Source organism: Glaciecola sp. 33A (genome assembly GCF_002836745.1).
GTDB lineage: Bacteria > Pseudomonadota > Gammaproteobacteria > Enterobacterales > Alteromonadaceae > Glaciecola.
Genome location: NZ_PJAR01000044.1, coordinates 84,259 through 110,859, shown reverse-complemented (window position 1 = coordinate 110,859; position 26,601 = coordinate 84,259). Strand labels below are relative to the sequence as shown.

At 42.4% G+C, this 26,601-nt stretch carries 19 protein-coding genes; 3 read left to right on the top strand and 16 right to left on the bottom strand.

Going from position 1 to position 26,601, the window contains the following annotated elements; translation table 11 throughout:
* The first annotated feature begins 115 nt into the window (after positions 1 to 115).
* The 3 genes from CXF81_RS16510 (at position 116) to CXF81_RS16500 (ending at position 7,961) form a co-directional block, all read left to right on the top strand.
* Positions 116 to 2,191 carry a M13 family metallopeptidase gene (locus CXF81_RS16510; protein ID WP_101182437.1) on the top strand — a complete coding sequence of 692 codons (2,076 nt, stop codon included), beginning with the start codon at positions 116 to 118 and terminating at the stop codon, positions 2,189 to 2,191.
* A gap of 525 nt (positions 2,192 to 2,716) precedes the next feature.
* The gene (locus tag CXF81_RS16505) at positions 2,717 to 5,905 is read left to right on the top strand and encodes a TonB-dependent receptor domain-containing protein (protein ID WP_101182436.1); all 3,189 of its coding nucleotides are present in this window, start codon (positions 2,717 to 2,719) and stop codon (positions 5,903 to 5,905) included.
* 76 nt (positions 5,906 to 5,981) lie between these two features.
* Positions 5,982 to 7,961, top strand: a complete 1,980-nt coding sequence (locus tag CXF81_RS16500; RefSeq protein WP_101182435.1) for a S9 family peptidase — start codon at positions 5,982 to 5,984, stop codon at positions 7,959 to 7,961.
* A gap of 188 nt (positions 7,962 to 8,149) precedes the next feature.
* Here the strand turns inward: CXF81_RS16500 and CXF81_RS16495 are convergent, their stop codons facing one another.
* The 16 genes from CXF81_RS16495 to flhA form a co-directional block, all read right to left on the bottom strand.
* Positions 8,150 to 8,755 carry a DUF938 domain-containing protein gene (locus tag CXF81_RS16495; RefSeq protein WP_101182434.1) on the bottom strand — a complete coding sequence of 202 codons (606 nt, stop codon included), beginning with the start codon at positions 8,753 to 8,755 and terminating at the stop codon, positions 8,150 to 8,152.
* 147 nt (positions 8,756 to 8,902) lie between these two features.
* The gene (gene metH / locus CXF81_RS16490; RefSeq protein ID WP_101182433.1) at positions 8,903 to 11,572 is read right to left on the bottom strand and encodes a methionine synthase; all 2,670 of its coding nucleotides are present in this window, start codon (positions 11,570 to 11,572) and stop codon (positions 8,903 to 8,905) included.
* Between the two features lie 8 nt (positions 11,573 to 11,580).
* On the bottom strand, positions 11,581 to 12,642 hold the full coding sequence (locus CXF81_RS16485) for a homocysteine S-methyltransferase family protein (protein ID WP_101182432.1): 1,062 nt from the start codon (positions 12,640 to 12,642) through the stop codon (positions 11,581 to 11,583).
* Positions 12,643 to 12,703: 61 nt separating this feature from the next.
* Positions 12,704 to 13,633, bottom strand: coding sequence for a homoserine O-succinyltransferase (gene metA, locus CXF81_RS16480; RefSeq protein ID WP_101182431.1), 930 nt, complete (start codon positions 13,631 to 13,633; stop codon positions 12,704 to 12,706).
* 409 nt (positions 13,634 to 14,042) lie between these two features.
* The gene (locus CXF81_RS16475) at positions 14,043 to 14,537 is read right to left on the bottom strand and encodes a DUF2802 domain-containing protein (protein WP_101182430.1); all 495 of its coding nucleotides are present in this window, start codon (positions 14,535 to 14,537) and stop codon (positions 14,043 to 14,045) included.
* Positions 14,538 to 14,680: 143 nt separating this feature from the next.
* Positions 14,681 to 15,172: a chemotaxis protein CheW gene (locus tag CXF81_RS16470; protein ID WP_101182429.1), complete on the bottom strand. Its 492-nt coding sequence runs from the start codon at positions 15,170 to 15,172 to the stop codon at positions 14,681 to 14,683.
* 44 nt (positions 15,173 to 15,216) lie between these two features.
* Entirely contained in the window at positions 15,217 to 15,957 is a 741-nt protein-coding gene (locus CXF81_RS16465) for a chemotaxis protein CheW (RefSeq protein ID WP_101182428.1), read from the bottom strand.
* Positions 15,947 to 16,717, bottom strand: coding sequence for a ParA family protein (locus CXF81_RS16460; RefSeq protein WP_101182427.1), 771 nt, complete (start codon positions 16,715 to 16,717; stop codon positions 15,947 to 15,949). The genes CXF81_RS16465 and CXF81_RS16460 overlap by 11 nt, the downstream gene beginning before the upstream one ends.
* A gap of 31 nt (positions 16,718 to 16,748) precedes the next feature.
* The gene (locus CXF81_RS16455) at positions 16,749 to 17,876 is read right to left on the bottom strand and encodes a chemotaxis response regulator protein-glutamate methylesterase (protein ID WP_101182426.1); all 1,128 of its coding nucleotides are present in this window, start codon (positions 17,874 to 17,876) and stop codon (positions 16,749 to 16,751) included.
* 61 nt (positions 17,877 to 17,937) lie between these two features.
* Positions 17,938 to 20,082: a chemotaxis protein CheA gene (locus CXF81_RS16450; RefSeq protein ID WP_101182425.1), complete on the bottom strand. Its 2,145-nt coding sequence runs from the start codon at positions 20,080 to 20,082 to the stop codon at positions 17,938 to 17,940.
* A gap of 12 nt (positions 20,083 to 20,094) precedes the next feature.
* A complete protein-coding gene (locus CXF81_RS16445; RefSeq protein WP_101182424.1) occupies positions 20,095 to 20,853 on the bottom strand; it encodes a protein phosphatase CheZ in 759 nt (252 codons plus the stop codon).
* 30 nt (positions 20,854 to 20,883) lie between these two features.
* Positions 20,884 to 21,267, bottom strand: coding sequence for a chemotaxis response regulator CheY (gene cheY / locus CXF81_RS16440; protein WP_006008416.1), 384 nt, complete (start codon positions 21,265 to 21,267; stop codon positions 20,884 to 20,886).
* 48 nt (positions 21,268 to 21,315) lie between these two features.
* Positions 21,316 to 22,044: an RNA polymerase sigma factor FliA gene (locus tag CXF81_RS16435; protein WP_006008418.1), complete on the bottom strand. Its 729-nt coding sequence runs from the start codon at positions 22,042 to 22,044 to the stop codon at positions 21,316 to 21,318.
* Between the two features lie 11 nt (positions 22,045 to 22,055).
* On the bottom strand, positions 22,056 to 22,907 hold the full coding sequence (locus tag CXF81_RS16430) for a MinD/ParA family protein (RefSeq protein ID WP_006008420.1): 852 nt from the start codon (positions 22,905 to 22,907) through the stop codon (positions 22,056 to 22,058).
* On the bottom strand, positions 22,904 to 24,409 hold the full coding sequence (gene flhF, locus CXF81_RS16425) for a flagellar biosynthesis protein FlhF (protein WP_101182423.1): 1,506 nt from the start codon (positions 24,407 to 24,409) through the stop codon (positions 22,904 to 22,906). Before flhF ends, CXF81_RS16430 begins: the two co-directional genes overlap by 4 nt.
* 32 nt (positions 24,410 to 24,441) lie before the next feature.
* Complete coding sequence (gene flhA, locus CXF81_RS16420) at positions 24,442 to 26,541, bottom strand: flagellar biosynthesis protein FlhA (protein ID WP_101182422.1); 2,100 nt, start codon at positions 26,539 to 26,541, stop codon at positions 24,442 to 24,444.
* Positions 26,542 to 26,601: the final 60 nt, after the last annotated feature.

Below are 26,601 nucleotides of genomic sequence, written 5' to 3'. Positions count from 1 at the left end.
AGAGCCGCCATCATCATTCAGAAGTTTGCGCACAATAAATCAATAGTTTATTGATTTGAAAAGAAACAATTTGACGAAAAAATTCAAAGTAGAAATAAACGACAAAAGGGAATTCATGAAAACATCGATTTTAACCATGGCTATCGCCAGCAGTTTTATCCTTGGGGCCTGCCATTCAACCTTTGAACAAAAAACGCAAAATGTTCAAACCGAATTGGCGCAATCAACCGGCGAACCTGAGTTGGGGATCTTTGGGCTTGAATTAGCAGCGCGTAATGTAACGATTAAGCCCGGTGATGATTTTTTCATGTATGCCAGTGGCACTTGGTATGACAATTTTGAAATGCCATCGGATAAAACACGTTATGGTGCTTTTTCTGTCTTAGCTGATCGCAATGAAGAACGTGTTAAGCAAATTATTGATGACATTAGCAAAGCAAAAGACTTGTCGTTTGAAGAACACCTCATTGCTAATTTTTACACAGCTTACATGGACATTGATACAATAAATGCCAAAGGATTACAGCCAATCCAAACAGTATTGGATCAAATCGACGACATCGATTCGGTTATCGATTTAACCTCGGTTTTTGGAAATGCATGGCTATCAGGGGTAAACAGTCCAGTAAACGCCGGGCTTGGTGTTAACCGTCTAGACCCGAACGCATATCAGATGTCGGTTGGCACGGGCGGTCTTGGTCTGCCTGACCGCAGCTACTATTTGACAGATACGCCGCGTTTTAACGATATTTTAGCCGCTTATAAAGAGAACATCATTCAGACCCTTTCTTTTATAGGAGGTGACGATGCGGCAACCAAGGCAGATCAAATCATTGCCTTAGAAACAAAAATTGCAAAGGCACAGTGGCCCCGTGCAAAACGCAGAAACCGTGACCTTACGCTTAACCAAATTGCTCGCAGTGATTTGCTAAAGGACTATCCCGGCTTTGATTGGGATACCTACTTTGCCTCTTCAGGTTATATTATTCCAGAGCTAAACATTACCCAACCAGACCCCCTAAAGGAAATAATCAAACTGGTTAACAGTCAGCCCCTATCAGTTTGGCAGGACTACTTGCGTTATCATGCCATTAGTAACAACGCAGGCATGCTATCTGATGAAGTATACCTGACCAACTTTGGTTTTTATGGAACCGTGCTGAATGGCCAAAAAGAACCAAGACCGCGTTGGAAACGCGCAATTGCTGAAATGTCAGCAACACAGTCATTAGGTTTTGCTATTGGGAAAGTTTATGTAGACAAATATTTTCCTGAAAGCTCCAAAGAAAAGATGGCAACCTTGGTTGAGAACCTGCGTACAGCGCTTGGTGAACGTATTGATAATATTGATTGGATGGGCGGCGAAACCAAAGTAAATGCGAAAGAGAAGCTAATGGCTTTTCGTCCCAAAATTGGCTACCCAGATGAGTGGCAATCTTTTGTAGGCGTTTCAATTAGTGATGATGACGTTGTTGGTAATGTGCAAAATTTACGTCAATTTTTCCAGGCCCAAAGTGTTCAGCGAGAACAACTAAAAACAGATCGTGATCGCTGGGGCATGGCACCGCAACAAGTTAATGCGTATTACAATAGTTCATTCAATGAAATTGTATTTCCTGCGGCCATTTTGCAAGCCCCTTTCTTTGATCCAAATGCTGACGATGCAGTTAACTACGGTGCTATAGGGGCCGTTATTGGACATGAAATGGGACATGGTTTTGATGATCAAGGTTCAAAATCTGATGCTAATGGAATTCAACGTAATTGGTGGACTGAGAAAGACCGTGCTGCATTTGATGCTAAAGCTGACAAACTTGCCGCTCAGTACAGTGAATATGAACCTATCGCTGGTAACTTTGTGGATGGTCGTAATAGCTTAGGTGAGAATATTGGAGATGTAGGTGGGCTAGCGATGGCTTACCACGCTTATCAATTATCTTTAAATGGAAAACAAGCGCCCGTTATTGAGGGTTTAACTGGTGATCAACGTTTCTTTTTAGCATGGGCCCAAGTTTGGCGAGAAAAGCGCACAGAACAAAGTATGCTCAATCAACTTCGCGCAGGTACTCATGCTCCCGGCAAGTATAGAGCGCAAGCACCACGAAATCACGATGCATGGTACAAAGCGTTTGATGTGCAACCGGGTGACGCTCTGTATCTTACACCACAGGATCGTGTGCGGATTTGGTAATGTTGTGCTGAGCTGCAAGTGACAATAATTTAGATTTTTAAAACAAAAAATCAGCTGAGTAACATAAATTAGCATTAACATGAGGATTTATAAAAACAACAAAGTGCAGGCCGATCAATAAGCTGGCTTGCATTTTTCTAAAAAAAAATATTTTTTTTAAAGTTTCTGTAAAGAATTTGGACCATTGATTCACTTTTTATCTTTTTGTTTTTATTAGCTATTTTTATTTTCATAACTATATTCTAAAAAAAATACACAATTTCGATTAAAAAACGCACAATAATGTGGAATGCAGAAGTTTGACTGTTCATACCACATTGATTAGATTAGGCCGTGTAAATAAAGCGACTCTTTTACATGTCTGTTTTTGGCAATGACAAAAGCTTCCCAAATTATAAGAGAAACTGCTGTCATGCATTGCATAGGACACATGGAAATTACAAAAGTTGCACATTTAAACCAAAAAATATCTTTTGGGTTAAAACAATAATATTAATCGCTATAAAGCGGTAACAGGGAATCAACATGAATCAAAGTAACGATACTAAGTTGCACAAGGTATCTATAGCGGTTTTAGTCGCTCTAGGATGCTTAGCAGCCCCAAATTTGTACGCACAGGAAACTGATAGTCTTCTTGAAGAAGAAGAAGAAGAAGTAAAGGAAGTGGTAGAACGTATTGCCATTACTGGCTCGCGTATAAAGCGTGAAGAGTTTTCAAACGCCTCCCCAATTCAAATTATTAGTGGTGACATTTCACGCGAACTGGGAATGTTTGATACAAGCGAAATGCTGCAATCAGCTTCACAAAGTGCAGGCCAACAAATCGACAACACGTTTTCTGGCTTTGTGCTAGATAATGGTCCGGGTGCCGCGACGGTCGGTTTCCGTGGTCTTGGTGCTGCTCGTACCTTGGTGCTAGTCAATGGACGCCGAGTTGCTCCTGCTGGTGTGGGTGGTGCACCCACCTCTCCAGATTTGAACCTAATTCCATCGGTCCTCATCGACCGCATTGAAAACTTATTTGACGGTGCTTCTGCGGTTTATGGCTCTGATGCTATCGCGGGTGTTTCAAACATAATATTACGTTCAAACGTAGAAGGTTTTGACTTTCAAGCAACAGTAGCCGCACCAAACGAAGGTGGTGAACAGACTATCTTGTCAGCAATGTACGGCATGTCAGGTGACAACTATTCATTTAACATTGCTGCTGAGTATAATGAGCGTCGCTCACAAACTTTCGCCGAAAGTGAGTACGTTAATGAGTGTACAGAATTTGTCTATGAAGGCGATGATGGTAACATTTACACTGATTACCGTGGCATTGGTCCAAATACGACGCCCCCTGATGCCTGTGACATCTTTCCGCTCTCAAACCGTATGAGTATTCCTTTCTTCGGCAGTGTTTACCGTACTGAAGGTTCTACGAATATCGGCATTCCAAATTGGAGTGATTCAACAAGCGGCCTAGGAAACGCAGCATTCTTCCCAGGTTTCGTTACTGAAGTTGACACTAATGGTGACGGCATCATAGATAATGCCATTTGGGACGGTAACGGTGATGGGTTCTTAGATTTTAATTTCCAAGACCCGTTCTATTCGTTAGAGCGTTCTGACTATGTTAATTCAAGAGATTGGGTTAGCCCGCTCAAACGTTTGAGCCTGTATGCACACGGTGACTATTTACTGCAAGATGATAATGACACGCGTATCTTTTATGAGGCACTTTATGCTCAGCGTGATACAAACGTATTTAGCCCAGGCGGTCAGTTATTTGAGTTCGTTGGTGCTGAAAATCCATTCAACCCATGTGGTACAGACATTGAAAACGGCATAGATTGCCGCGCTGGCGTCGGCTTCCCATACGGTTCTCAAGAAGTACGCCCAATTGTCAGTATCAGAGGGGATAGAGACACCAACGTTGTTGATGTTTCTCAATATCGTCTAGTGGGTGGTGTGCAAGGTAACCTCGGTATACTGGCAGACGTCGGTGAAGGCAACTGGACATATGAGGTATCTGCTATTTATAGCGCTTCTAAGGGCGATAACAGCATCATCGGTATTAATGAAGCGAATTTATTGAATTCTTTGGATACTTCTGTCCGTAACGCTGATAATTCTATTACTTGTGGCACCGGTTCAGATGGTTGCGTACCAGTAAATTTATTCTCATCTAACATCTATCAAGAAGGCGGCGGTACATTGACTGCTGCTGAAGGTGCATACCTGTTCGATAGCCGTGAAATTTCAACTGAAGTTAAGCAGACAATGTTAACTGGTTATATTACGGGTGATGCGTTTACGTTGCCTTGGAATAATCAGATAGTGCCTTTAGTACTTGGTGCTGAGTTCCGTAAAGACGAAATCATTACAGATGCCAACCCAGTAGCTGCCGAAGGCTTGTTATGGGGTTACTTCTCCGATGAAGGTGCTGATGGTTCTAGAAACCTGAAAGAAGTGTTCTTTGAAACTGAAGCACCGTTGTTACGAGGCGAAAAATGGGCTGAAGAACTAACTGTAACGGCATCTGGTCGTTGGACTGACGAGACTTTTTATGATCCGGAGACGACGTTTAGCTTAAAAGCTATCTATCGTCCAACAGAATGGTTCACAATTCGAGGGACTCGTGGTACGTCTTACCGTGCTCCGAACCTACGTGAACGTTTCTTAAACGGTACGTCTGGTTTTTCAACGCTATCGGATCCTTGTGTTGTCCCTAACTCAGCGAGAATTTCTGATCCACTAGATATTAACTCAAGCGAAACTTACGATGCAGCAGAAGACCAACGTGCACAACGTATTCTTACTGCTTGCTCCGCTAACGGTATTGACCCCACGTCTCTTGGCCTTCAAACTGCCACGCAAGACCGTTTTGAAGCGGGAACATCTACAGAAGTAAGCACAGGTGGTTCTGAATCACTAGCCGCTGAGCGGTCAGTATCTGAAACCTATGGTTTCATATTTGAACAACCGTTTACTGACGCATTTGACCTAACAGTATCTGCAACTTGGTATGACATTCGTATCACTGACAGTGTCGCTGAGCCAAGTGGTGGTTTCATTGTTGCTAATTGTTACGACAACATTGACCGTCCTGATGGTTCAAGTGCGTTCTGCGGCAGTATTAATCGTGATGCAACGACTAATCGGCTGCAGTCTATTGATGCTTCATTCATCAACATCGGTCTTGAAGGTTCTCAAGGTACGGATTTCAATATCTACTATGAACAAGATTTCATTGTTGGTGACAACGAACTAAGCGTGTCTTTAGATGTGCAGGCTACCAAACTCAAATCTGCAGAGCAGGATATATTGGGTGACTTTGATGACAACTTCGGTGAGCCTACTTATCCTGAGTGGAGAGGAGGTGCCCGTTTAAGAATAGCGTATAGTGATTTTAGATTTAACTGGTCCACTCGTTACATAGGTAAAGGTGAAGTAGATGAGCCAGACGATTTTGACACTTATGCTCCGTGCGATGGTTTAGACGTTTTATGTCGTCCTGTGTATTACACTGCTAGCTACTACACGCACAGCGCTTCAATCAACTATAGCCAAGACAACTGGGCTGTCACTGTAGGTGTTACAAATGTCTTTAACGAAGCTCCACCAAAAGTTGATGACGCAGGTGTATTCTCTACCCGAAACATTCCGTTGGGTGTTGGCTATGACTTGTTTGGTCGAACTGTATTTGGAACGGTTAGTTACTCGTTTTAATTAGCAGCGTTACTTAATATGAAGGACTCTCTGGGCTTTAGTCCGAGGGTCTTTTTTTTTACAAGTGAGAAAGATAATGTTAAAGAGACACTTTTTTAAAATAGGCTTGTTCAGCGTTGTTTCGATGCTGATTTTGCAAAATGCAGTAGCCGAAGACAACGTTACTAAAGTAGAGCCAGCATCGATAAAAATGCCAATTGAAGCATTTGCGATTGAGGCTGCAATCAAGTCTGTAAGGTTAAGTAATAACGGTAAAAGCATTGGTTACATGAAAGCCACTAGCAAACGGGGCGACTACATATTGGAAGTTAGGCCAACTAACAATATGACCACGCAACCGGTCACTTTTGCTGCTGATAAAATGGAGCTAACTAGTTTTTTTTGGCTAAACAATAAAAAAATTATGGTCAGCTTTCGTCAAAACATTCAAGATGGGAACGAAAATTACTGGGCAACTAAAAGGGCAATTGTTAATGCCGATGGTACCGGTAAATGGCTAGTTCCTTTCGCAAAAGAGAATTTTACTAACTATACTGTTATCTCAACATTGATTGCAGATCCTGAACATATACTACTAAGTTATGACATTAATGATGATCGTAAAACAGACGTTATAAAATATAATATAAATACGGGTTCAACGCGCACTATTTATCGTGGAAACGAAAAGGTAAGTGGCGGATTCCTTACCGATTTTGATGGCGATGTGAGAGCCGGCACTGGTTACGATATTTCAGCATCTTCTATTAATTTATATGTTAGAGCAAAAGGTTCAGACGAATGGGAGTTGATACATCAAAACAAACCAGAAAATAGAGAAGTATTTGATTTTCTTGGCCTATCTGTAGAAAACCCGAATGAAGTTATGGTAAGTGCAACACTGGATCGCAATACTGCTGGTATATACAGCTATAATATTGAAACCAAAAAATTCTCGGAAAGATTATTTGGTTTAGAATCAGTTGACACCGACGGTCTAATTTTAAGCCAAAAATTAGCAAATCGCGGCGAGCTTTTGGGTTATTCCTATACAGCAAAGCATCCAATTCGCTTTTTCTTAAGCAATACAGAAGCTGCGGTTAACGAAGCAAGCCTGTATCAAGCCATTGAAGACCAATTCCCAGGACAATTTGTTCGCTTATCCAGTCGTTCAGAAGATGATAATGCAATGGTAATATACACTCAGAGCGACAGCAATCCGGGTACTTATTATTTATTAATTAATAAAAAAGACCTGAGTTTAATTGGCGATACTGCGCCTCTTATTGATAAAAGCAAGTTAGCTAAAGTGATGTATGTTAAATACAAAGCCAGAGATGGCTTGGTCATTCCTGCGTACGTTACTATTCCGCAGGGCAAAGGTCCTTTCCCTACTATCGTTAACCCTCATGGCGGGCCTTGGTCTAGGGACGTCAATATATTTGACCCTTGGTCACAAATGCTTGCAAACAATGGTTACTTAGTTATTCAGCCCCAATTCAGAGGTTCACAAGGCTTTGGTCTTGAACTTTGGAAAGCGGGTGATGGAGAATGGGGTAAAAAAATGCAAGACGACCTTGACGATGCTGCAATGTGGTTAGTCAAAAAAGGCTTGGCCGATGAAGACAGACTAGGTATGTTTGGTTGGAGCTACGGTGGTTATGCCGCTTTTGTTGCATCTTTGCGCAAAAATAATATTTATAAGTGCGCTGTAGCTGGGGCGGGCGTTGGCGATTTAGACAGAGTGTTGTCTAGTATCAATAACAGTCGTTACCTGCGAATATTCCAAGCACCAACGGTTCAAGGAATTGACCCAATCGATCATGTTAAAGATGTAAATATTCCTATATATATTGTACATGGAGACATTGACCAACGAGTTCCAATTAAGCACAGTAGAACATTTGTTGACGCTTTGAAAGAGTATACAACCGACTTTAAATATACTGAACTTGAAGGTGCAGACCATTTCTCTAATACATTATATTATGAGCACAAAATGCAATTTTATGGTGAGTTGATTGATTGGTTTGATAACCGGTGCTTTAATAATAACGACATTGCGGCCGCTAACTAAAAATTAGTTTTTATTAGCCATTGCAATTTGTGAGCGCAAGTCTCTCAAATTGAGGATAAAAAAGCCCTACATTTTTATGTGGGGCTTTTTTTCGTTTCAGCATTTGTAGTAACTAGCGCAACATCTTAATAAGCGAAATAACGTTCACAACGGATGCATCATTCATACTGTTTTATATTTAATTACGCTTATTTAGATCGCCATACCAACATCATATTATTAGCCGGCATATCAATTTTCGCGTTCAATACAAGTTGCGGGGCCCAGCAAGCTAGCTCTTCAATATCACGATAACCGCCATATCCACTGGAAATTAGTTTTTCATGGAATTCTTGATTGCTTTGACTGCTAAACTGACCATCCATAATAAAAGGCCCGTATTGGCAAAATACGCCATTTTTAGGTAAGTTGGCAGCAACTGATTGCATTAATAATTTAATCTCCTGCTCGAGCATTATATGAGCCGTATTCGCAGTATATATGCCATCAAACGGCTCATTCGACACGGTACAATGACTAAGCCACTCGTCTCTCGCTAGTTTTAGAACCAATGGTCGATTCAGATTCTCGCTTGGAAACTCATCAATCCACTGATTAATGCCATCGTGGTATTCTTCAACATCCGAACATTGCCATTGCACGTGCGGTAACTTAGCTGCAAAGTACGCCGCGTGTTGGCCTGTACCTGAGCCAACTTCAAGCACACTATGCACCTTAGAAAATGCTTTCTTAAGCTGTTGTAGGATCGGCTTCTTATTGTTTTCACAAGCTTGACTAAACGGTTTCGGTTGCATCTTTTATCCTATTAAATAGCAAACAGTCTCGTCAATAGTGGTTTTTTCAAACGACCTAATACAAATAGTATGCTCAAAACTCCCTAATACAAAACTCATCAGCACAAAAGTAACTGTATATTCCCACCTTATTCAAGGCAACAAAGCTTAGTCGTTCAAATTCGGCGTTAACCACTTTTCAGCTTCTGCTGTTGACCAACCTTTACGCTGAGCATAATCTTTAAGCTGATCTTGTTGAATTTTTGCAACCGCAAAAAAACGCGACTCTGGATGTGCAAAATACCAGCCTGACACCGATGCGCCAGGCCACATAGCGTAATTAGATGTTAACTGCATACCGATACTGGCTTCAACATCCAACAAGTCCCAAATCAGTTGCTTTTCAGTGTGTTCCGGACAAGCGGAGTAGCCCGGAGCAGGACGAATACCTTGATACTTTTCACCGATCAGGGCCTCGTTATCCAACTGTTCATCTTTGCTGTAGCCCCACAAATCTGTCCGCACCTGCTCATGCAGGTATTCAGCAAAGGCTTCCGCCAGTCTGTCTGCAATCGCTTTACTCATGATAGCGTTGTAGTCATCGCCGTCATCTTCGTACGCTTTAGCTATCTGCTCCTCACCGATGCCAGCGGTGACAGCAAAAGCGCCCATGTAATCGGTACGACGTTGCGATAAAGGCATAACAAAATCACTTAGGCAGTAATTTGGACCTTTTGGCTTATGTGTTTGTTGACGTAAATGATGCGCAACTCCTATATGGGACCCAGTTAAATTCTGCATATTATTGTTATGCGCATTGTCATCACCATGCGCATCTGGACTAAAAACCAAGACATCTTCACCTTGAGAATTAGCAGGAAAAATACCCACGCGGCCTTTCGCTTTGAGCTTTTTGCTGGCGCAAAGACTATCAAGCATGTCATTTGCGTCTTTAAAAACACTCTTTGCTTCATCCCCAACAACCTCATCATTGAGAATGCGAGGGTATTTACCAGCAAGCGACCAGGTCAAGAAAAAGGGCGTCCAATCGATATACTTTCTTAGCATATTTAAGTCCACTTCAACGGTTTTAACGCCCAGAAAATTAGGTTTAACCGGCGCATAATTTGACCAGTCACAGCTAAATTTATTGGTTTTTGCATCGCTAAAATGAATCGCTTTGGTGCGTGGCGTTTTCTTCGCATGCGCGATGCGGACCTTTTCATATTCTGCGGAAATTTCGGCAGCATAAGTGACACGATGTTCCAGTGAAATTAGCTTCTGACATACACCAACAGCGCGACTTGCGTTGGCAACATAAATAACCGGATGATCGTAATTCTGTTCTATTTTTACTGCTGTATGCGCTTTTGACGTTGTCGCGCCGCCAATTAATAAAGGCAAATTCATTTTTAGGCGCTGCATTTCTTTGGCAACTTGCACCATTTCATCTAGCGATGGCGTTATTAGTCCTGATAATCCAATCATGTCAGCATTTTCGTCTTTAGCCACCTGCAAAATTTTGGCTGCCGGTACCATTACACCTAAGTCAATGACTTCAAAATTATTGCATTGCAATACAACACCCACGATATTTTTGCCAATATCATGTACGTCGCCTTTCACTGTTGCCATTATGATTTTGCCGTTTGAACTGCGCACACCAGACTTTTCGGCTTCAATGTAAGGCTGTAAGTGGGCCACCGCTTTTTTCATCACACGCGCGGACTTCACCACTTGCGGTAAAAACATTTTACCTTCACCAAATAAATCACCAACCACATTCATTCCATCCATTAACGGACCTTCTATGACGTGCAGTGGACGCTCAGCGGCGAGGCGAGCTTCTTCGGTGTCAGCAATGATGTAATCGGTTATGCCTTTGACTAATGCATGTTCTAAGCGTTTGCTAACCGGCCACTCGCGCCACGTTAAATCTTCTTTTGCAGCCGCTTTACCATCGCCTTGATATTTAGGAGCTAGTTCCAGTAATTTATCAGTGGCGCCAGGATAACGGTTGAGTATGACATCTTCGACTGCATCTCTTAGCTCGGCGGGGATCTGATCGTAAACTTCTAATTGGCCCGCATTGACAATTCCCATGTCCATGCCGGCGCGAATTGCATAATACAGAAATACGCTGTGCATGGCTTCACGCACAGGATTGTTCCCACGAAATGAGAACGATATGTTAGATAAACCACCTGACACATGACAATGCGGCAAATGTTCACGAATTTGACGTGTTGCCTCAATGAAGTCCACCGCATAATTATTATGCTCCTCAATACCGGTGGCAACGGCAAATATATTGGGATCAAAAATAATGTCTTCAGGCGGAAAATCGAGGTTTTCAATTAACAGTTTATAGCTGCGTTTACATATCTCGAACTTGCGTACTTGCGTATCGGCTTGACCGCTCTCATCAAATGCCATAACAACCGCTGCAGCACCGTAACGTTTAATTTTTTTCGCTTGCGCTAAAAAGAGTGCTTCGCCCTCTTTTAAGCTAATTGAGTTAACGATCGCTTTGCCTTGAACGCATTTTAACCCCGCTTCAATAATTGACCATTTAGATGAGTCAATCATAATTGGAACACGAGAAATATCTGGTTCAGATGCAATTAGATTAAGAAAACGTACCATTGCAGCTTCGGAGTCCAACATGGCTTCATCCATGTTGATATCGATAATTTGCGCACCATTGGCGACCTGATGACGCGCAACGTCGAGGGCTGTTTCGAAATCATCTTCCAAAATCAAGCGCTTGAACATAGCTGAGCCTGTTACGTTGGTTCGCTCACCTACATTAATAAATCTAGAAAAATCAGTAGTCACAAAAAATCCTAATGAACGAAGGGCTCTAAGCCCGATAAACGCATTTTAATTTCAATGTCAGGTAATTGACGAGGAGATATCCCAGAAACGGCCTGGGCAACTTGTCGAATATGTTCAGGCGTGCTGCCGCAGCAACCACCTAAAATATTGACTAAGCCTGATTCGGCCCATTCTTTTAAGTGCTCAGAAAGTTCTTCAGCTTCCATGTCATATTCACCAAACTCATTAGGTAAACCGGCATTCGGATGAGCGGAGACATTGCACTGCGCAATGCGCGAAATTTCAGCTACGTACTGACGCAATAGGTCAGGCCCTAGCGCGCAATTTAAACCAACCGAGAATGGGTTAACATGGCGCATTGAATAATAAAAAGCTTCCGACGTCTGGCCTGACAATGTACGCCCTGATGCGTCAGTAATTGTGCCTGAAATCATCACTGGTAAGGTGATGCCGGATTCTTCAAACACCTCTTCTACTGCATAAACAGCGGCTTTCGCATTTAAGGTATCAAAAATCGTCTCGATTAATAGTAAATCTACTTTGCCTTCAATAAGCGCATGTGTTGATTCTTTGTATGCTTCAACAAGCTCATCGAAGTGTACATTGCGCTTACCGGGATCATTAACATCCGGTGAAATAGACGCTGTACGACTAGTTGGGCCAATAACGCCGGCAACAAAACGCGGTTTATCTGGCGTTTTAACGCTAAATTCGTCAGCCGCTTCACGCGCTAATTTGGCTGCGCTTAAGTTAATTTGACGCGCTTCGTCTTGCATGTCGTAATCCGACATCGAAATGGTGGTCGCATTAAATGTATTGGTCTCAATGATATCAGCACCTGCCGCGAGATATTGACGATGAATATTCTTAATAATATCAGGTTGAGTAATGGCTAATAGATCATTATTGCCTTTCACATCGCAATGCCAATTTTTATATTGTTCGCCCCGATAATCAGCTTCATCCAATTGCTGCTGTTGGATCATGGTTCCCATCGCACCATCTAGTATCAATATGCGTTGCTTTGCTATGCTAGTTAAGCGATTTAGGCTATTGGAGGTCTTGCTCACTGTGTCTCTCTTTTATTTTGCAATTTTGCACTGTATGTTGCTTAAGCGATGTCAAATAAATCTAGCATTCACGTCGTCTTAGTGTGCTTAAATCATATGGCGTATTTTGATACACGTAATAATTAAGCCAATTAGTCAGGAGTAAATTTCCGTGCGACTTCCAGCGCACAATAGGCTCTTTACCCGGGTCATTGTCAATAAAATAATTTTCAGGAACAACAGGTTCAAGGCCTGCTTCAAGGTCACGCTCATATTCTTGCGCCAATGTATTGGAGTCATACTCTGGATGGCCTGTAATAAAAACCAGGCGGCGGTCATCTGTTGCACTGATATAGGTCCCTGCTTCGGCTGATTGAGCCAATATACTTAATCCCGGCACCTCGTCATAATCCTGTTTAAGAATTTCACCAACGCGACTGTGAGGCGCCCAAAAGCGAGGGTCAAAACCACGCATTAGTTCGTCATTCGGATGCACAACATCGTGTTCGAATACCCCGGATAACTTGTTTGTTCGTAACTGACGTTGAACACCATAAAAATGATACATTGCGGCATGCGCCGCCCAGCAAAGAAAAATAGTTGATTGCACGTTTCCTTCTGCCCAATCTAACAATTCGGTCATTTTGTCCCAGTATTTAACGTCTTCATATTCCAACATACCTAAAGGTGCGCCAGTCACAATCCAGCCATCATAGTTTTTATGGGACACTTCACTAAACTCGTGGTAGAACGCGTCCATATGTGACTTAGATGTATTTTTTGGTGTGGTTTCATCAAAGCGAATTAAGTCGACGTTAATTTGAATGGGTGTATTGGACAATAATCTCAAAATCTGAATTTCAGTTTCGATTTTATTTGGCATTAAATTCAATATCCCAACTTCTAGCGGACGAATATGTTGGCTAGCTGCTCGATTACTGTCCATGGCAAAAATATTTTCTTGTAACAACACATCTAATGCTGGCAGGTCGGAAGGAATTTTAATGGGCATGAATACCACCTATCTTTAAATACATACGAATTGCAAATGCATGTCTCTCTTTCAATAAAGGTATCATTGTGGCTATATCAAGCAAAAAGTCAATATATTTACGTCTAGACGTCTAAATTAAGTAAACTTGGTTTTTGTGTCTCAGCGCACTAGTAACCGCAGCTTGATCTACCAAATCATGAAAGCTTATACCTTCGAGCACTTAACCTCCAGCACTTAACCTCCAGCACTTAACCTCCAGCACTTAACCTCCAGCACTTAACCTCCAGCACTTAACCTCCAGCACTTGCACATCAAAGGGCCTATCACAAAGTATCATTGCCCGGTAGGCTGCATCATAAAGCCGCATAACATCAGAAACTAGGCAACACATCAAGGTCAGGCAGCAGCGTAGATAGGTGCTATTCTTTTATTTGCGTGCCTTTTTCTGAAATCCAATCAGTACTTCAACCTCGGCTTGGGGTAAGTCACAAGCGTCCATAATTTCATCTATCGTGGCACCGGATGCCACTAGGCTGTGCGCCTTTGCGTACATTTTAGCAGCCGGGTCTTGTTGTGACAGCTCATCGATTTTGGCCATTAGCTTATCAACATCTACTTTGATCATCTCTATTTCAGAAGCGTGCGCTTTGGACGTACTCGTTTTCAAGCTACACAGCATATCTTCCAGCTCTGAGGTTAATGTTTGTTTGTATTTTTCATGCAATGTCTGATGATTTTGCTCGAGCATGTTGAATTTAGCTTGATGAGTTTCGTTGAATTTATGCAGGGTATTAACTAGTTCCAGAGCTTTATTAAGTCGCAGACTAAGCTTTCTATTCGACTGAATGGCAATAATGGCGAGGCCTAAGCCAAGAAAGGAAATACACAGAAGCAGCATATTTGTAACGGAAATTTCTTGCATTGATACACTTACTTATTATTTTTTTATGAGTATATTTAAATGTAACGCATTCACACGAATAAATACAAAAATACCGTGACAGGGCACGGTATTTTTTTCATTAAATTCGGATTGCAACGTATGACCCGGCCAATAAAAAGTCGCTATAGACTGCTCATTTCATCCCACTCATCGTCGCTTAATAATTTATTGAGGTCGACTAAAATAAGTAATTCGCCGCTTCTATTACTAACGCCTTGAATAAATTTGGCACTTTCTTCGGTACCTACGTTGGGAGCACTCTCAATTTCGGATGAACGCAGATACACAACTTCGGCAACGCTGTCGACTAAAATGCCGACCACTTGCTCGTCAGACTCAATGATAACAATACGCGAATTATCCGTAATATCGGTTGGTGGCAAACCAAAGCGCGACCTAGTATCAATGACAGTTACAACGTTACCACGTAAGTTGATAATGCCAAGTACATATTCTGGTGCTCCTGGGACCGGCGCTATTTCTGTGTAGCGCAAGACTTCCTGAACTTGCATAACATTGATCCCATAAGTTTCCTCATCTAAGCGATAAGTCACCCATTGCAACACCTCGTCATTTGGGTCGCTCGCAGTAACCCTTGTTCTATCTTGGCTCATTTACTTTACTCCGTCACACAACATAATTTGCTATTTGTTAACTGTCACTTGCTGTTAAGACCTGCTTTTAACATTACAACAAGCTCCGCAACATTAATTAAAGCACACATTCTGTCTTTAACCATGCCTGCTAACCATGGGCGCTTATTTGAATTATTCCGCCATTTTACATCCGATTTATTCAGTTCAACGGTATTGATCAACTTTTCGCAAGTAAGGCCCCAAGGCGTTTTACCCAAGTTAATTAAAAATCGATAATGTAGATTCTCCGCCATTTCATCATCATATTTCTCTGGCATTACCCAACGCGCTGAATCTATGACGTTAAAGCTGTCTTCATTCTTTAACATAACACCCATGAACCACTCCGGCTTTCCTATTATGGGCGCTATTTTGGTTATTTCATGTATTCCACCCAACTCAATAAGTGGAACTGCCAACGTTAATCCACCCACTTTAAAAAACAGCGCCTGAAAACGGTCGTCGAGCGAATCTTGTAAGCTGATTGGCGCTAAAACTTCCAAACGACTTGTCTCTGTTTCGACCTGAATTTGAATTTCTTTATTTTCTTGTTGAATTATCTGCGGTTGCGCATCCAAATGAGTGGGCTGTGGCTCAAGCGGTGGGGTCAAAAAATCATTAAAAGGCGGTTCTGCAATCGCGTTATCTAGCATCCTTTGGGTCATGGCTTTATCAAAAGTTGATTCAGCACGTGGTTCGGTGAGCAAATCAGTCAAATAGTCTTCTACGACGCTTTCTCTGGCAAATTCATTCTTATCCTTCACTCGCTATATCCTTTAAAAACTTCTGGTATGCAAAAACACCTCTGCATTTTGGTGCAAAAAGAGACGCTGGAACTTGCGCTACGCTAGCGTCTCTGAACTTGGTGTCGACAGGAATAAATCCGCGCCACAGTTGTTCAGGATAATCCTCGGTAAGTCTTGTATAGGCCCGAATTGTGGCATTTACTCGTTTATCAAACATGGTCGCAATAATACTAATAGGAATACTATTTGGCATCGTTTTGCGCATTATTTTGAGAGTGCGCATCATTCTGTCCAACCCTTTCAGTGCTAAATGCTCCGTTTGCACCGGCACTATTATCCTGCTGCTGCATGCTAGCGCGTTGACCATGGATACACCCAATATGGGTGGGCAATCAATTATCACGTAATCAAATTGACGCTGAATAGAGGCAAGTGCCTTTTTTAATATCAAGCCTTTACCACTTTCCATGCCCATTTTACGGTCAAGCGTGGCCAATGCCATCGTTGCCGGTAACACCACAAGGCCCTTCACTTTTGTGAGACAGAGCGAGTCAAGCAAGGCCTGTCCCGTATATTTTTCTGGTTGCGCAAAAACATCATAAATACTGATATCAAGGGTTTCTGAATCAATACCAAAATAATAACTAAGACTGGCATGCGGGTCGGTATCAACAAGCAAAACACGCTCTCCCTGCTGAGCTAAAAGCCCACCAAGTGTTACGGCTGTGGTAGTTTTACCCACGCCTCCTTTCTGATTTGCGACTGTCCAAATATTCAATTTGCTACAAACTCATGTATGCTTTATTCGTTCACACGCTCATTTCAGTAATGATGTGCTGTGCAATATTATCTAATGGGATTACTCTATCACAAATTCCCGATTCAGCGACCGCTTTGGGCATACCATAGACCACGCAGGATTTTTCATCTTGCGCCCAAATTGTTGCCCCTTTGGCTTTCAACAGCTGTCCACCAAGGGCTCCTTCAGCTCCCATTCCGGTTAATATCACACTCAATATATCACCAGAAAATGCAGACACTAACGACGCCATTGTGAAATCGATACTAGGATGGTAAACGATCGTGCTATTTTTTGGCGTATCGATAATATTTATTTTAGCAAATGCACCGACACCGACAACCTGCATTTGTTTTCCGCCTTCAGCTAAATATACGGTCCCTTTTTCAAGCCTATCGTTGTCCTGAGCCAGCTTCACTCTCATTTGAGAATGCTTATCAAGGCGTTGTGCAAAAGCCGATGTAAATGTGCCTGGCATATGCTGGACCAAAATAACAGGATAAGGAAAGTCGCTGGGCAGGTCACTAATTATTTTTTGCAGAGCAACTGGACCACCAGTGCTTGCACCAATAAACAACAATTTATAGCGTTTTCCAGAGGCTGGCAGCGGCGTCAATGAAGTTTCAAGTTTTGCTGATATTCGCTGTTGTAACGGCAAATCAGTACTTGCCTGCGAGCTTCCTATCGCAGCAGAAGAAGGAGAAACGTCAGCTTTTGTATGCGCATTTAGTGTCACTGAGCGGCCACGAGCAAGTGCTTTCACGCGGCGTTGAATAAACAAAATAGCTTCAGGTCGTTCAGTACTTATATCATCAAATTTTTTGGGAATAAAGTCGATCGCACCTGCTTCCAAGGCATCAAATGTTTCTTGGGCCCCCGCTTGCGTCAACGAAGAAAACATAAGGATAGCAGTAGGCGAAGCCCGCATAATTTTGCCAACCGCTTCAATACCGCCCATAATCGGCATCTCAACATCCATCATGATGACATCCGGTTTTAATTCAATGGCTTTTTGAACCGCTTCTAAACCGTTAACAGCGTGACCAATAACTTGTATGCTTGGGTCTTTTTCTAAAACAGATGTTAAACGCTTTCTATAAAACGTCGAATCATCAACAATCAACACTCGGTATAGCATCGTTTTTGTAAAGCCCTTTTTGCTGATTTGAAATCTACGTTTAGTTTATCAGAATGTTAATCTAAACGTACCTTTTCAGTAGACTTGGAACGTCTAATATTAATGCTATACCACCGTCAGAGGTAATCGTCGCTCCGGCCATGCCTGGTGTACCTTTCAATAAAGCATCCAATGGCTTAATCACAACTTCTTCTTGGCCTATGAGTGAGTCAACCACGAACCCGACCTGCTGAGTGCTTATTTGCATCACAACAACGTGACCTTTTGAGCGATCAACATCTACCGGAATACGGTTTAACCAATCACCAAGATAGAATAACGGAATAGCTTTAGACCTGACAATCATGGTTAGTTGACCATCAACTTTATGCGTTTTACTGATATCCATATTAATGATTTCACTAACCGAACCCAGCGGCAGCGCAAATGTTTGTGCACCTACAATGATCATTAATGTCGGCAATATAGCCAGCGTTAAGGGCACTTTAATTGCTAATCTAGTGCCTTTACCAAGCTCGGAAGTAATGCTCACCGAACCGTTAAGTTGGTTTATTTTGGTTTTGACCACATCCATACCAACGCCACGACCAGATACTTCACTAATTTCAACTTTGGTAGAAAAACCCGGCGCAAAGATTAAATTGAAGGCTTCAACATCTGACATTCTAGCTGCTGAATCAGCATCCAAAACACCTCGACTAATCGCAATTTCTTTCAACTTTTCAGGATCCATTCCTTTACCATCATCGTCGATGGTGAGCAGAATATGATCACCTTCTTGCGAAGCTGATAATTTCACGATACCCATTCTAGGCTTACCTTGAGCTTCACGCTCTTCTGGCATTTCAATACCATGGTCAACCGAGTTTCTGACCAAATGCACCAACGGATCAGCAAGCGCTTCCACCAGGTTTTTATCTAAATCTGTTTCTTCGCCGACTAATTCAAGTGTAATTTCTTTCTTGAGTGTTCTGGCTAAATCGCGAACAACACGAGGAAAACGGCCAAACACTTTCTTAATTGGTTGCATGCGGGTTTTCATTACCGCACCTTGCAAATCGCCAGTTACCACGTCTAAATTAGCGATTGCTTTTGACATACTCTCATCAGGATTACTTATGCCTAAGCTCAATAAACGGTTACGTACTAGCACGAGTTCACCAACCATGTTCATAATTTGATCAAGTCTTTTAGTATCTACGCGAACCGTTGTTTCAGCTTGCGGAGATGCACTTGATCTTTTTTCATCTTTTTTCACGACCTGTGGAACAGCTGTTTTAGCTGCTGGCTGCAGATTAGAAGATGCTTTGGCAATTGATTTTTGTTCCGCTTTTGCAGCCGTAACTGGTTTTTCAACCGCAGGTGTGTCTGCTAATTTCACAGCGGGTTTATTATCCGCGGCTTCAATCGGCGATTTACCTTCACCGTGCAATTGATCAAGTAAGGCTTCAAACTCATCATCGGTAATTTCGTCTGAATTACTGCCCATCGTTGTTGCTGCACTTGGGTCTACCGTGCGTTCTTCAACTTTAAATTGGCCTTTTCCATGCAAGTCATCTAGCAATGCTTCAAATTCATCGTCGCTAATGTCATCAATGTCAGATGCGGTAGGAGGCGGTGCTGAGACTTTAGTTACCTTGCCGCCACCATGTAATTCATCTAACAAAGCTTCGAATTCGTCTTCTGAAATCTCATCAACGCCGCCAGACTTGTTATCTTCTGTAATGAGTTCTTCACCCTCGTCAATGGCTGCGCCGGTCGCTCCCTCTATGGCGGTTGACAAGAGATCCGGTGAGAAAATGTTTTCGTCGCTTGTCTCTGGCTTGCTTAACTTATGCAGCACGGCGATAAGTTGGGCTGGTGCTGCTTCGAGTGGTTCTCTTAGCTTCACCTTTTCGAACATATCAACCACAACATCGGTTGCTTGAAGAATAACGTCCATTAGTTCTGGCGTTAGTGTGCGCTGACCGTTGCGCATCGCATCAAAAACGTTTTCCGCACCATGGCAAATATTAACGAGCTCTGTTAATGCTAGAAACCCCGCACCACCCTTGACCGTGTGATAACCCCGAAATATTGCGTTCAGTAACTCAGTATCTTCAGGCCTATTTTCTAGATCAACAAGTTGTTCTTGGAGTTGTTCAAGTATTTCTCCGGCTTCCACCAGAAAATCTTGCATTATTTCCTCGTCAAACTCAAACGACATTCGTCGGCTCCCCTAAAACCCTAGACTTGACAGCAAATCATCGACGTCGTCTTGTCCACTAACCACGTCGTCGCGAGTATCTGCATCGATAATTGGCCCTTCGGCCTTTACTATATCGGTCTTTTTCTTAGAAGTTTGAGGATTATCTTCAACGAGCGTCAATTCTCCAACATCACCAAATGCAGTTAGCATCGACACTAAGCTATCTTCAACTTCTTCAACCAATTCAATAACGCGACGAATTACCTGCCCAGTTATATCCTGATAGCCCTGAGCCATCAATATTTCAGTAAGCAACGAATTTAATACATCAGCATCAATGGCTACATCGGATAGTAATTTATCGAGTTTATGACACAAGTGTTTAAACTCACCTAATTCAATTTGACGTCCCATTAATTTTTGCCATTCGGGCATAATACTAGTGATCCGCTGATTCAAACCTTCAGCCAGAGGCATGCTTGCTTCAACAGCGTCCATGGTAGTGTTCGCTGCTTTTTCTGTCTCTTCTATAACGTATATCAGTCGTGCTCGAGCGTCTGGGATCTCATCTTGCATTAAATTCGCAATCCGCTCGTCTACTTGGAAGTTGTTAAGTGAGTCGTGTAACTGGCGGGTCAATTTTCCTACTTCAGAAAAAAGCTCAGTTGACTCCCTCATCGTGATTGTATCGACAAGCGCATTCGCTTGCTCGCGATCACCTTTCTCTAGATACCGTACTAGCAGCTTCGCTTCATCCAGCGAAACTAAGTCTCTTTCTGTCGTTGTCATCCAACGTTACCCCATTGAGAAATATCGCTGTTAACCTAGACGTTGAAAAATCTTTTCAAGCTTTTCTTGTAATGTCGCTGCTGTGAAAGGTTTAACTACGTAACCATTCACGCCTGCTTGCGCCGCGGCGACAATTTGCTCTTTTTTTGCTTCCGCCGTTACCATTAAAACAGGTAAGTGCTTTAAATTATCATTGGCACGAATAGCACGTAAAAGATCAATACCTTGCATACCTGGCATATTCCAATCTGTTACAACAAAATCGAAGTCTCCTTGCAGGAGCATCGGCAAAGCCGTATTGCCGTCGTCGGCCTCTTGAATGCTAGTAAAGCCGAGGTCTTTTAACAAATTCTTAATGATACGCCTCATGGTTGAAAAATCATCAACAACTAGGATTTTCATATTTTTATTCAAAACTGCCTCCGCTGAGGTACAAATTAACTACAAAAAGACGGAGAAAAATTAGTCGGCTGTTCGCCAAGACTGCATTTTCGACTTTAACTTTAACATCGCTTGACTGTGAATTTGACTCACTCGAGATTCACTTACTTCGAGCACTTCGCCAATTTCGCGCAAATTTAGTTCTTCATCATAATAGAGTGAGAGCACTATTGCCTCGCGTTCTGGTAACGTTGTTATCGCCCGTGCTAGGGCTTTCTGAAATGATCCTTGCACCATATTTTCAAAAGGACTGTTTTCACCTTTCGTTGCGTCCGTTGTAAGAACATCTTCGCTGACACCAAGGTCTTCAATTCCAACAAGCTTACCCGCGTTCACTTCATTTAACATCTGGTGGTACTCTTGCACAGATACTTGTAGCCGTTCAGCTACATCTATATCGCGTGCGTCTCTACCGGTGGCTTTTTCTACTTGAGAAATAGCTTGCGTTATTGCGCGACTATTCTTGTGCACTGAGCGCGGAGTCCAGTCACCTTTTCGAATTTCGTCAAGCATAGAACCGCGGATGCGAATACCAGCAAAAGTCTCGAAACTTGCGCCCTTAGAACCATCAAAGTTTTTTGCTGCTTCAAGCAAACCAATCATCCCTGCTTGAATCAAGTCGTCCACGAGGACACTTGCCGGCAACCTTGCTATAAGATGGTGAGCGATTCTTTTAACCAAAGGAGCATGCCGCTCGACCAATTGGTTTTTATCAATTTGTTGTTGATAGACAGCCACTTTGTTACTCACTAATTAGTTACCTACTCGTTTCTCGATACTAACTGCTCAATAAAAAACTCCAAATGTCCACCCGGTTGCTCCGGAATAGGCCATGTCATGGATTTTTGAGCTAAGCTAGTGATCGCCAATGCCGCAGGCGATGATGGATATGCATCAACGATCGCAGCTTGTTTGCGTACTGATTTACGAATGTTTTCGTCAAATGGAATAATACCCACCAACTCTAATGCAACATCCAAAAATCGCCCTGTCACCTTGGAAAGCTTACTAAAGAGTTCTTTCCCTTCCTTTTCACTGCGAACCATATTAGCGATAATCTTAAACTTAAAAACGCCATGCTCACGGTTCAGAATTTTTATCAATGCATAAGCATCGGTCAACGATGTAGGTTCATCACACACCACCACAAGCACGTCTTGCGCTGCGCGAGAAAAACTCATGACCATGTCAGAAATACCCGCTGCCGTATCAACAATAAGCACTTCAATATCAGTGCGCAGCTCGCTAAAGGCTCTAATTAGGCCTGCATGCTCTGTTGAGCCTAGTTCGGCCATTGACTGTGAACCTGATGTGGCTGGCGCAATTTTAACCCCATGCGGACCGGTCACTAAAATATCGTCCAAGGTGCATTCACCTCGAAGCACATGTGATAAATTTTTATCTACACGCAATCCAAGTAAAACGTCACAATTCGCTAGGCCTAAATCGGCATCGAGTACCAACACACGTTTCCCTTGTTTGGCCAAGGATATAGCTAGATTTAAAGACACATTGGTTTTACCTACGCCACCCTTACCACCAGTGACTGCCATGACCTTAATTAATTTGGACTGATTCATTTTTCTTAAGCTACTCGCTTGATCTTCTATCATACGGCTCTGACACCCGCGTCAAAACTTGACGCATTAGTATGCGCCAAAGCATACTTTTTATAAAGTTTTGACGCGACCATTATTAAATTTTTTGCATCTGCAAGTTTTATATCTTCTGGCACTCTCTGTCCATCCGTTACGTAGCTTAGTCTCAGGTCGTTTTCAATTACTACGCTAAGCGCTTCGCCAAGACTATAACACTCATCTAATTTACTAAAAATACAACCTGTTAGGTTTATATTCTTATACGCTTGTATGGTTTGATGTAACACTTGATACTGCGCACCTGCTGGTAACACTAAATATTTTTTAATATTAGCCGTTGTTTCTTTCTCGTAGTCGTTAAGCTGCGTCACTAAACGAGCATCACGCTGACTGAAACCAGCAGTATCAATCAAGACTAATTTTTTATGTCTTAATTGGTAAAGTATATGGGCTAACTCTTCAGAAGTCTGTGCTTTTTTCACAGTACAGCCAATAATTTTCCCATATGTCGCCAATTGCTCAAAAGCCGCGATTCGATATGTATCAACGGTGATCATAGCAACTTCATTTGCACCAAATTTTTGCGCATATTTAGCCGCTAGTTTAGCCACTGTTGTGGTTTTACCTGTGCCTGTTGCGCCAACTAATGCAACAATACCCGATTGCTGTAGTATATCATTACCACCTATATGCAGCCGGTTTGAGATAAGATTAAGTAAATAATCCCAGCCTTCTGTCTCAGAAGCTTGGGGTGGAAGAAAGCTTATTAGTTGTGCACAAAGCTTTTCACTAATGCCCATACCTAACAATTTATTACCTAGAAAATAATGCGTTGGGTTTTTACGTTTATTTTTTTCGTCACTCAAGCCATTGACTTGATATTGTAAAACATTACGAATGGAGGCAAGTTCTGATTTAATTAATTCAAGCCCGTCACTGGCGGGTAACTTATTCTCTTGGCTGAATAAATCAGATGCTTGACTATCAGAAAAGTCTTGATTAATTGGAAAGTCGTCACCCTGTTTATGCACTGGCGTTCTCACATATTGGTGGGTTAGCTCAGCTTCATGAAGACGCTTTTCTGCCTGCTGTGAATCAGCGTATGCCTTACTAACACGAGGATGATGTTGACTTGGCGCTGGTGCAGAGTGACCCGAACCACTGTTTTGTTGTTGCGTATGCGCTGCATTCGCATTTGCATGTTGTACGCTGGTAAAACCAACACTCCCTTCTTCACCAAGTTTACCCGCATGCTGTTTTTCCAACAGTGCTTTGAGACTATCGGGTCCATCATCACCGATTATTTCACTTAACGTGGGCGTACTTTTTGCCTTTCTACCCAAGCTTATGGTCGGTGCTGGTTTTGTCATCTCAGTCTCTTTATCAACAGCTGCAACTAGCTCGACGCCATCTGCTACTTTTTTATTAGACATAATAACTGCATCACCGCCAAGCTCGTCTTTCACTTGCTTGAGCGCTTCACGCATATCTTTGCCAAAAAAACGTCTAATTTTCATGATGCCCTCGTTAGTGTATGTAATGCGTCAGTTTATTGACCGACTGATGACACTATTTTTATTTGTTTGTCGTCTGGTATCTCTTGATAAGACAAGACATGTAAACCTACAACAGCGTGTTTTAAGAATCTTGATAACACCGGACGTAGCATCCCTGATGTTAATAACACTGATGGTTCGCCAGCGAGTTCCTGCTGCTGACTTGCTTCAGTTAATGATTGCTGGATCTTTTCTGCAAGGCCAGGCTCTATTCCAGCGCCGTCTTCACCACCTGCTTGTAATGACTTATGCAACATTTGTTCCAAGTCTGGAGCTAATGTAATAACGGGTATTTCATCACCGCCTGACGTAATGTCTTGCACAATCAAACGCTTCAACGCAATACGCAATGCAGACACTAGTACGTCAGGGTCTTGACTCTTAGGTCCATACTCACAGAGTGTTTGACAAATAGTCCGCATATCTCTAATTGGCACACCTTCATACAATAAGGTTTGTAATACTTTAACCATGGTGCTTAGTGACAAAATATCAGGTACTAGTCCTTCAACTAACTTCGGATTAGTCTTCTCAAGCATATCGAGAAGCTGCTGCACTTCTTCATGTCCCAATAATTGATAAGCATTGGTTGTCAGTAACTGACTCAAGTGTGTCGCCACAACAGTAGCTGAATCAACAACCGTATAACCCAACGTTTGCGCATGTTCGCGTTGATTCGCTTTAATCCAAATCGCATCAAGCCCAAAAGCAGGATCCTTTGTCTTAGTGCCTGAAAGCTCGCCGAATACTTGGCCCGGATTGATCGCAAGTTCGTTGTCGTGACTAATCTCAGCATCACCGATTGAAACCCCCATCATTGAGATAGAGTACGCATTGGGTGAAAAGTCTAAATTGTCGCGAATATGTACCGGGGGAATAAGAAAACCAAGTTCTTGCGACAGTTTTTTACGCACACCTTTAATTCGCGTCAATAGTTCACCACCCTGTGACTTATCCACCAGTGGAATGAGACGGTAGCCAACTTCTAAACCAATAGTGTCGACATGTTGAACATCGTCCCAACCGAGTTCTTTCATTTCACTTGGTCCTTTGTTCGTATCTGGCATTGCTTCCACCAGTGATTTTTCTTGCGCTTCCTTGGCTTTCATTTTGTCTCTGAAAAAAGCATATGCGAAAACAGCAGCAGAAAAACCAAGGAAGGCCACGTGTGGCATTCCTGGCACAACACCCATTATAAATAATATTCCTGAGGTAATATAAAGTGCTTTGCGGTTGGCTAATTGTTCTCGAATTTCATGACCCATTTCTTGCGAATCATTTTCCCGAGTAACGATAATTGCTGTAGCGACAGAAAGCAGTAGTGATGGGATTTGCGCCACCAAACCGTCACCAATGGTAAGAATGGTATACACCTCCATCGCAGTAGAAAAATCTAAATCATGTTGATACATGCCAACAAACAGACCACCAACAATATTGATTAGCATAATGAAAAGGCCCGCAATCGCGTCCCCTTTTACAAATTTTGATGCGCCGTCCATCGACCCATAAAAATCAGCTTCAGCGGTGATTTCTTCTCTGCGCGTTCGCGCTTGATCTGAGTCGATGTAGCCCGCATTCAAATCAGCATCAATCGCCATTTGCTTGCCGGGCATTGCGTCCAACGTAAATCTGGCACTTACTTCAGAAATGCGACCAGCACCTGCTGTAACCACTTTGAAGTTGATGATAAGCAAGATTGCAAATACCACAACACCGACAACGTAATTACCACCAATAACAACTTCACCAAACGACTGTATTACTTTACCTGCGGCGTCTCCGCCTTCATGTCCATTCAATAGTACAATTCGCGTAGAGGCCACGTTGAGCGCTAAACGCAAAACGGTAGCAATTAACAGAACTAATGGAAATATGCCAAAATCGATGGGCCGTTTAGTCAATACTGAGACCAAAATAATGACCAGTGACAGTGCAATATTAAAACTGAAAAGCACATCCAATAACATTGGCGGCATGGGCAGGATAACCATGCCCATAATAGCTAAAACTACAATGGGGGCACCCATGCCACCCGCTATATTCTTTAATTTTGATTTATCTATACTTTGGAAAGCGGACGTTAATTGCATAGAACAGACTTTTGACAGCTAGGTAATAATACTGGATGCGATACAACTATTGTGCCAATT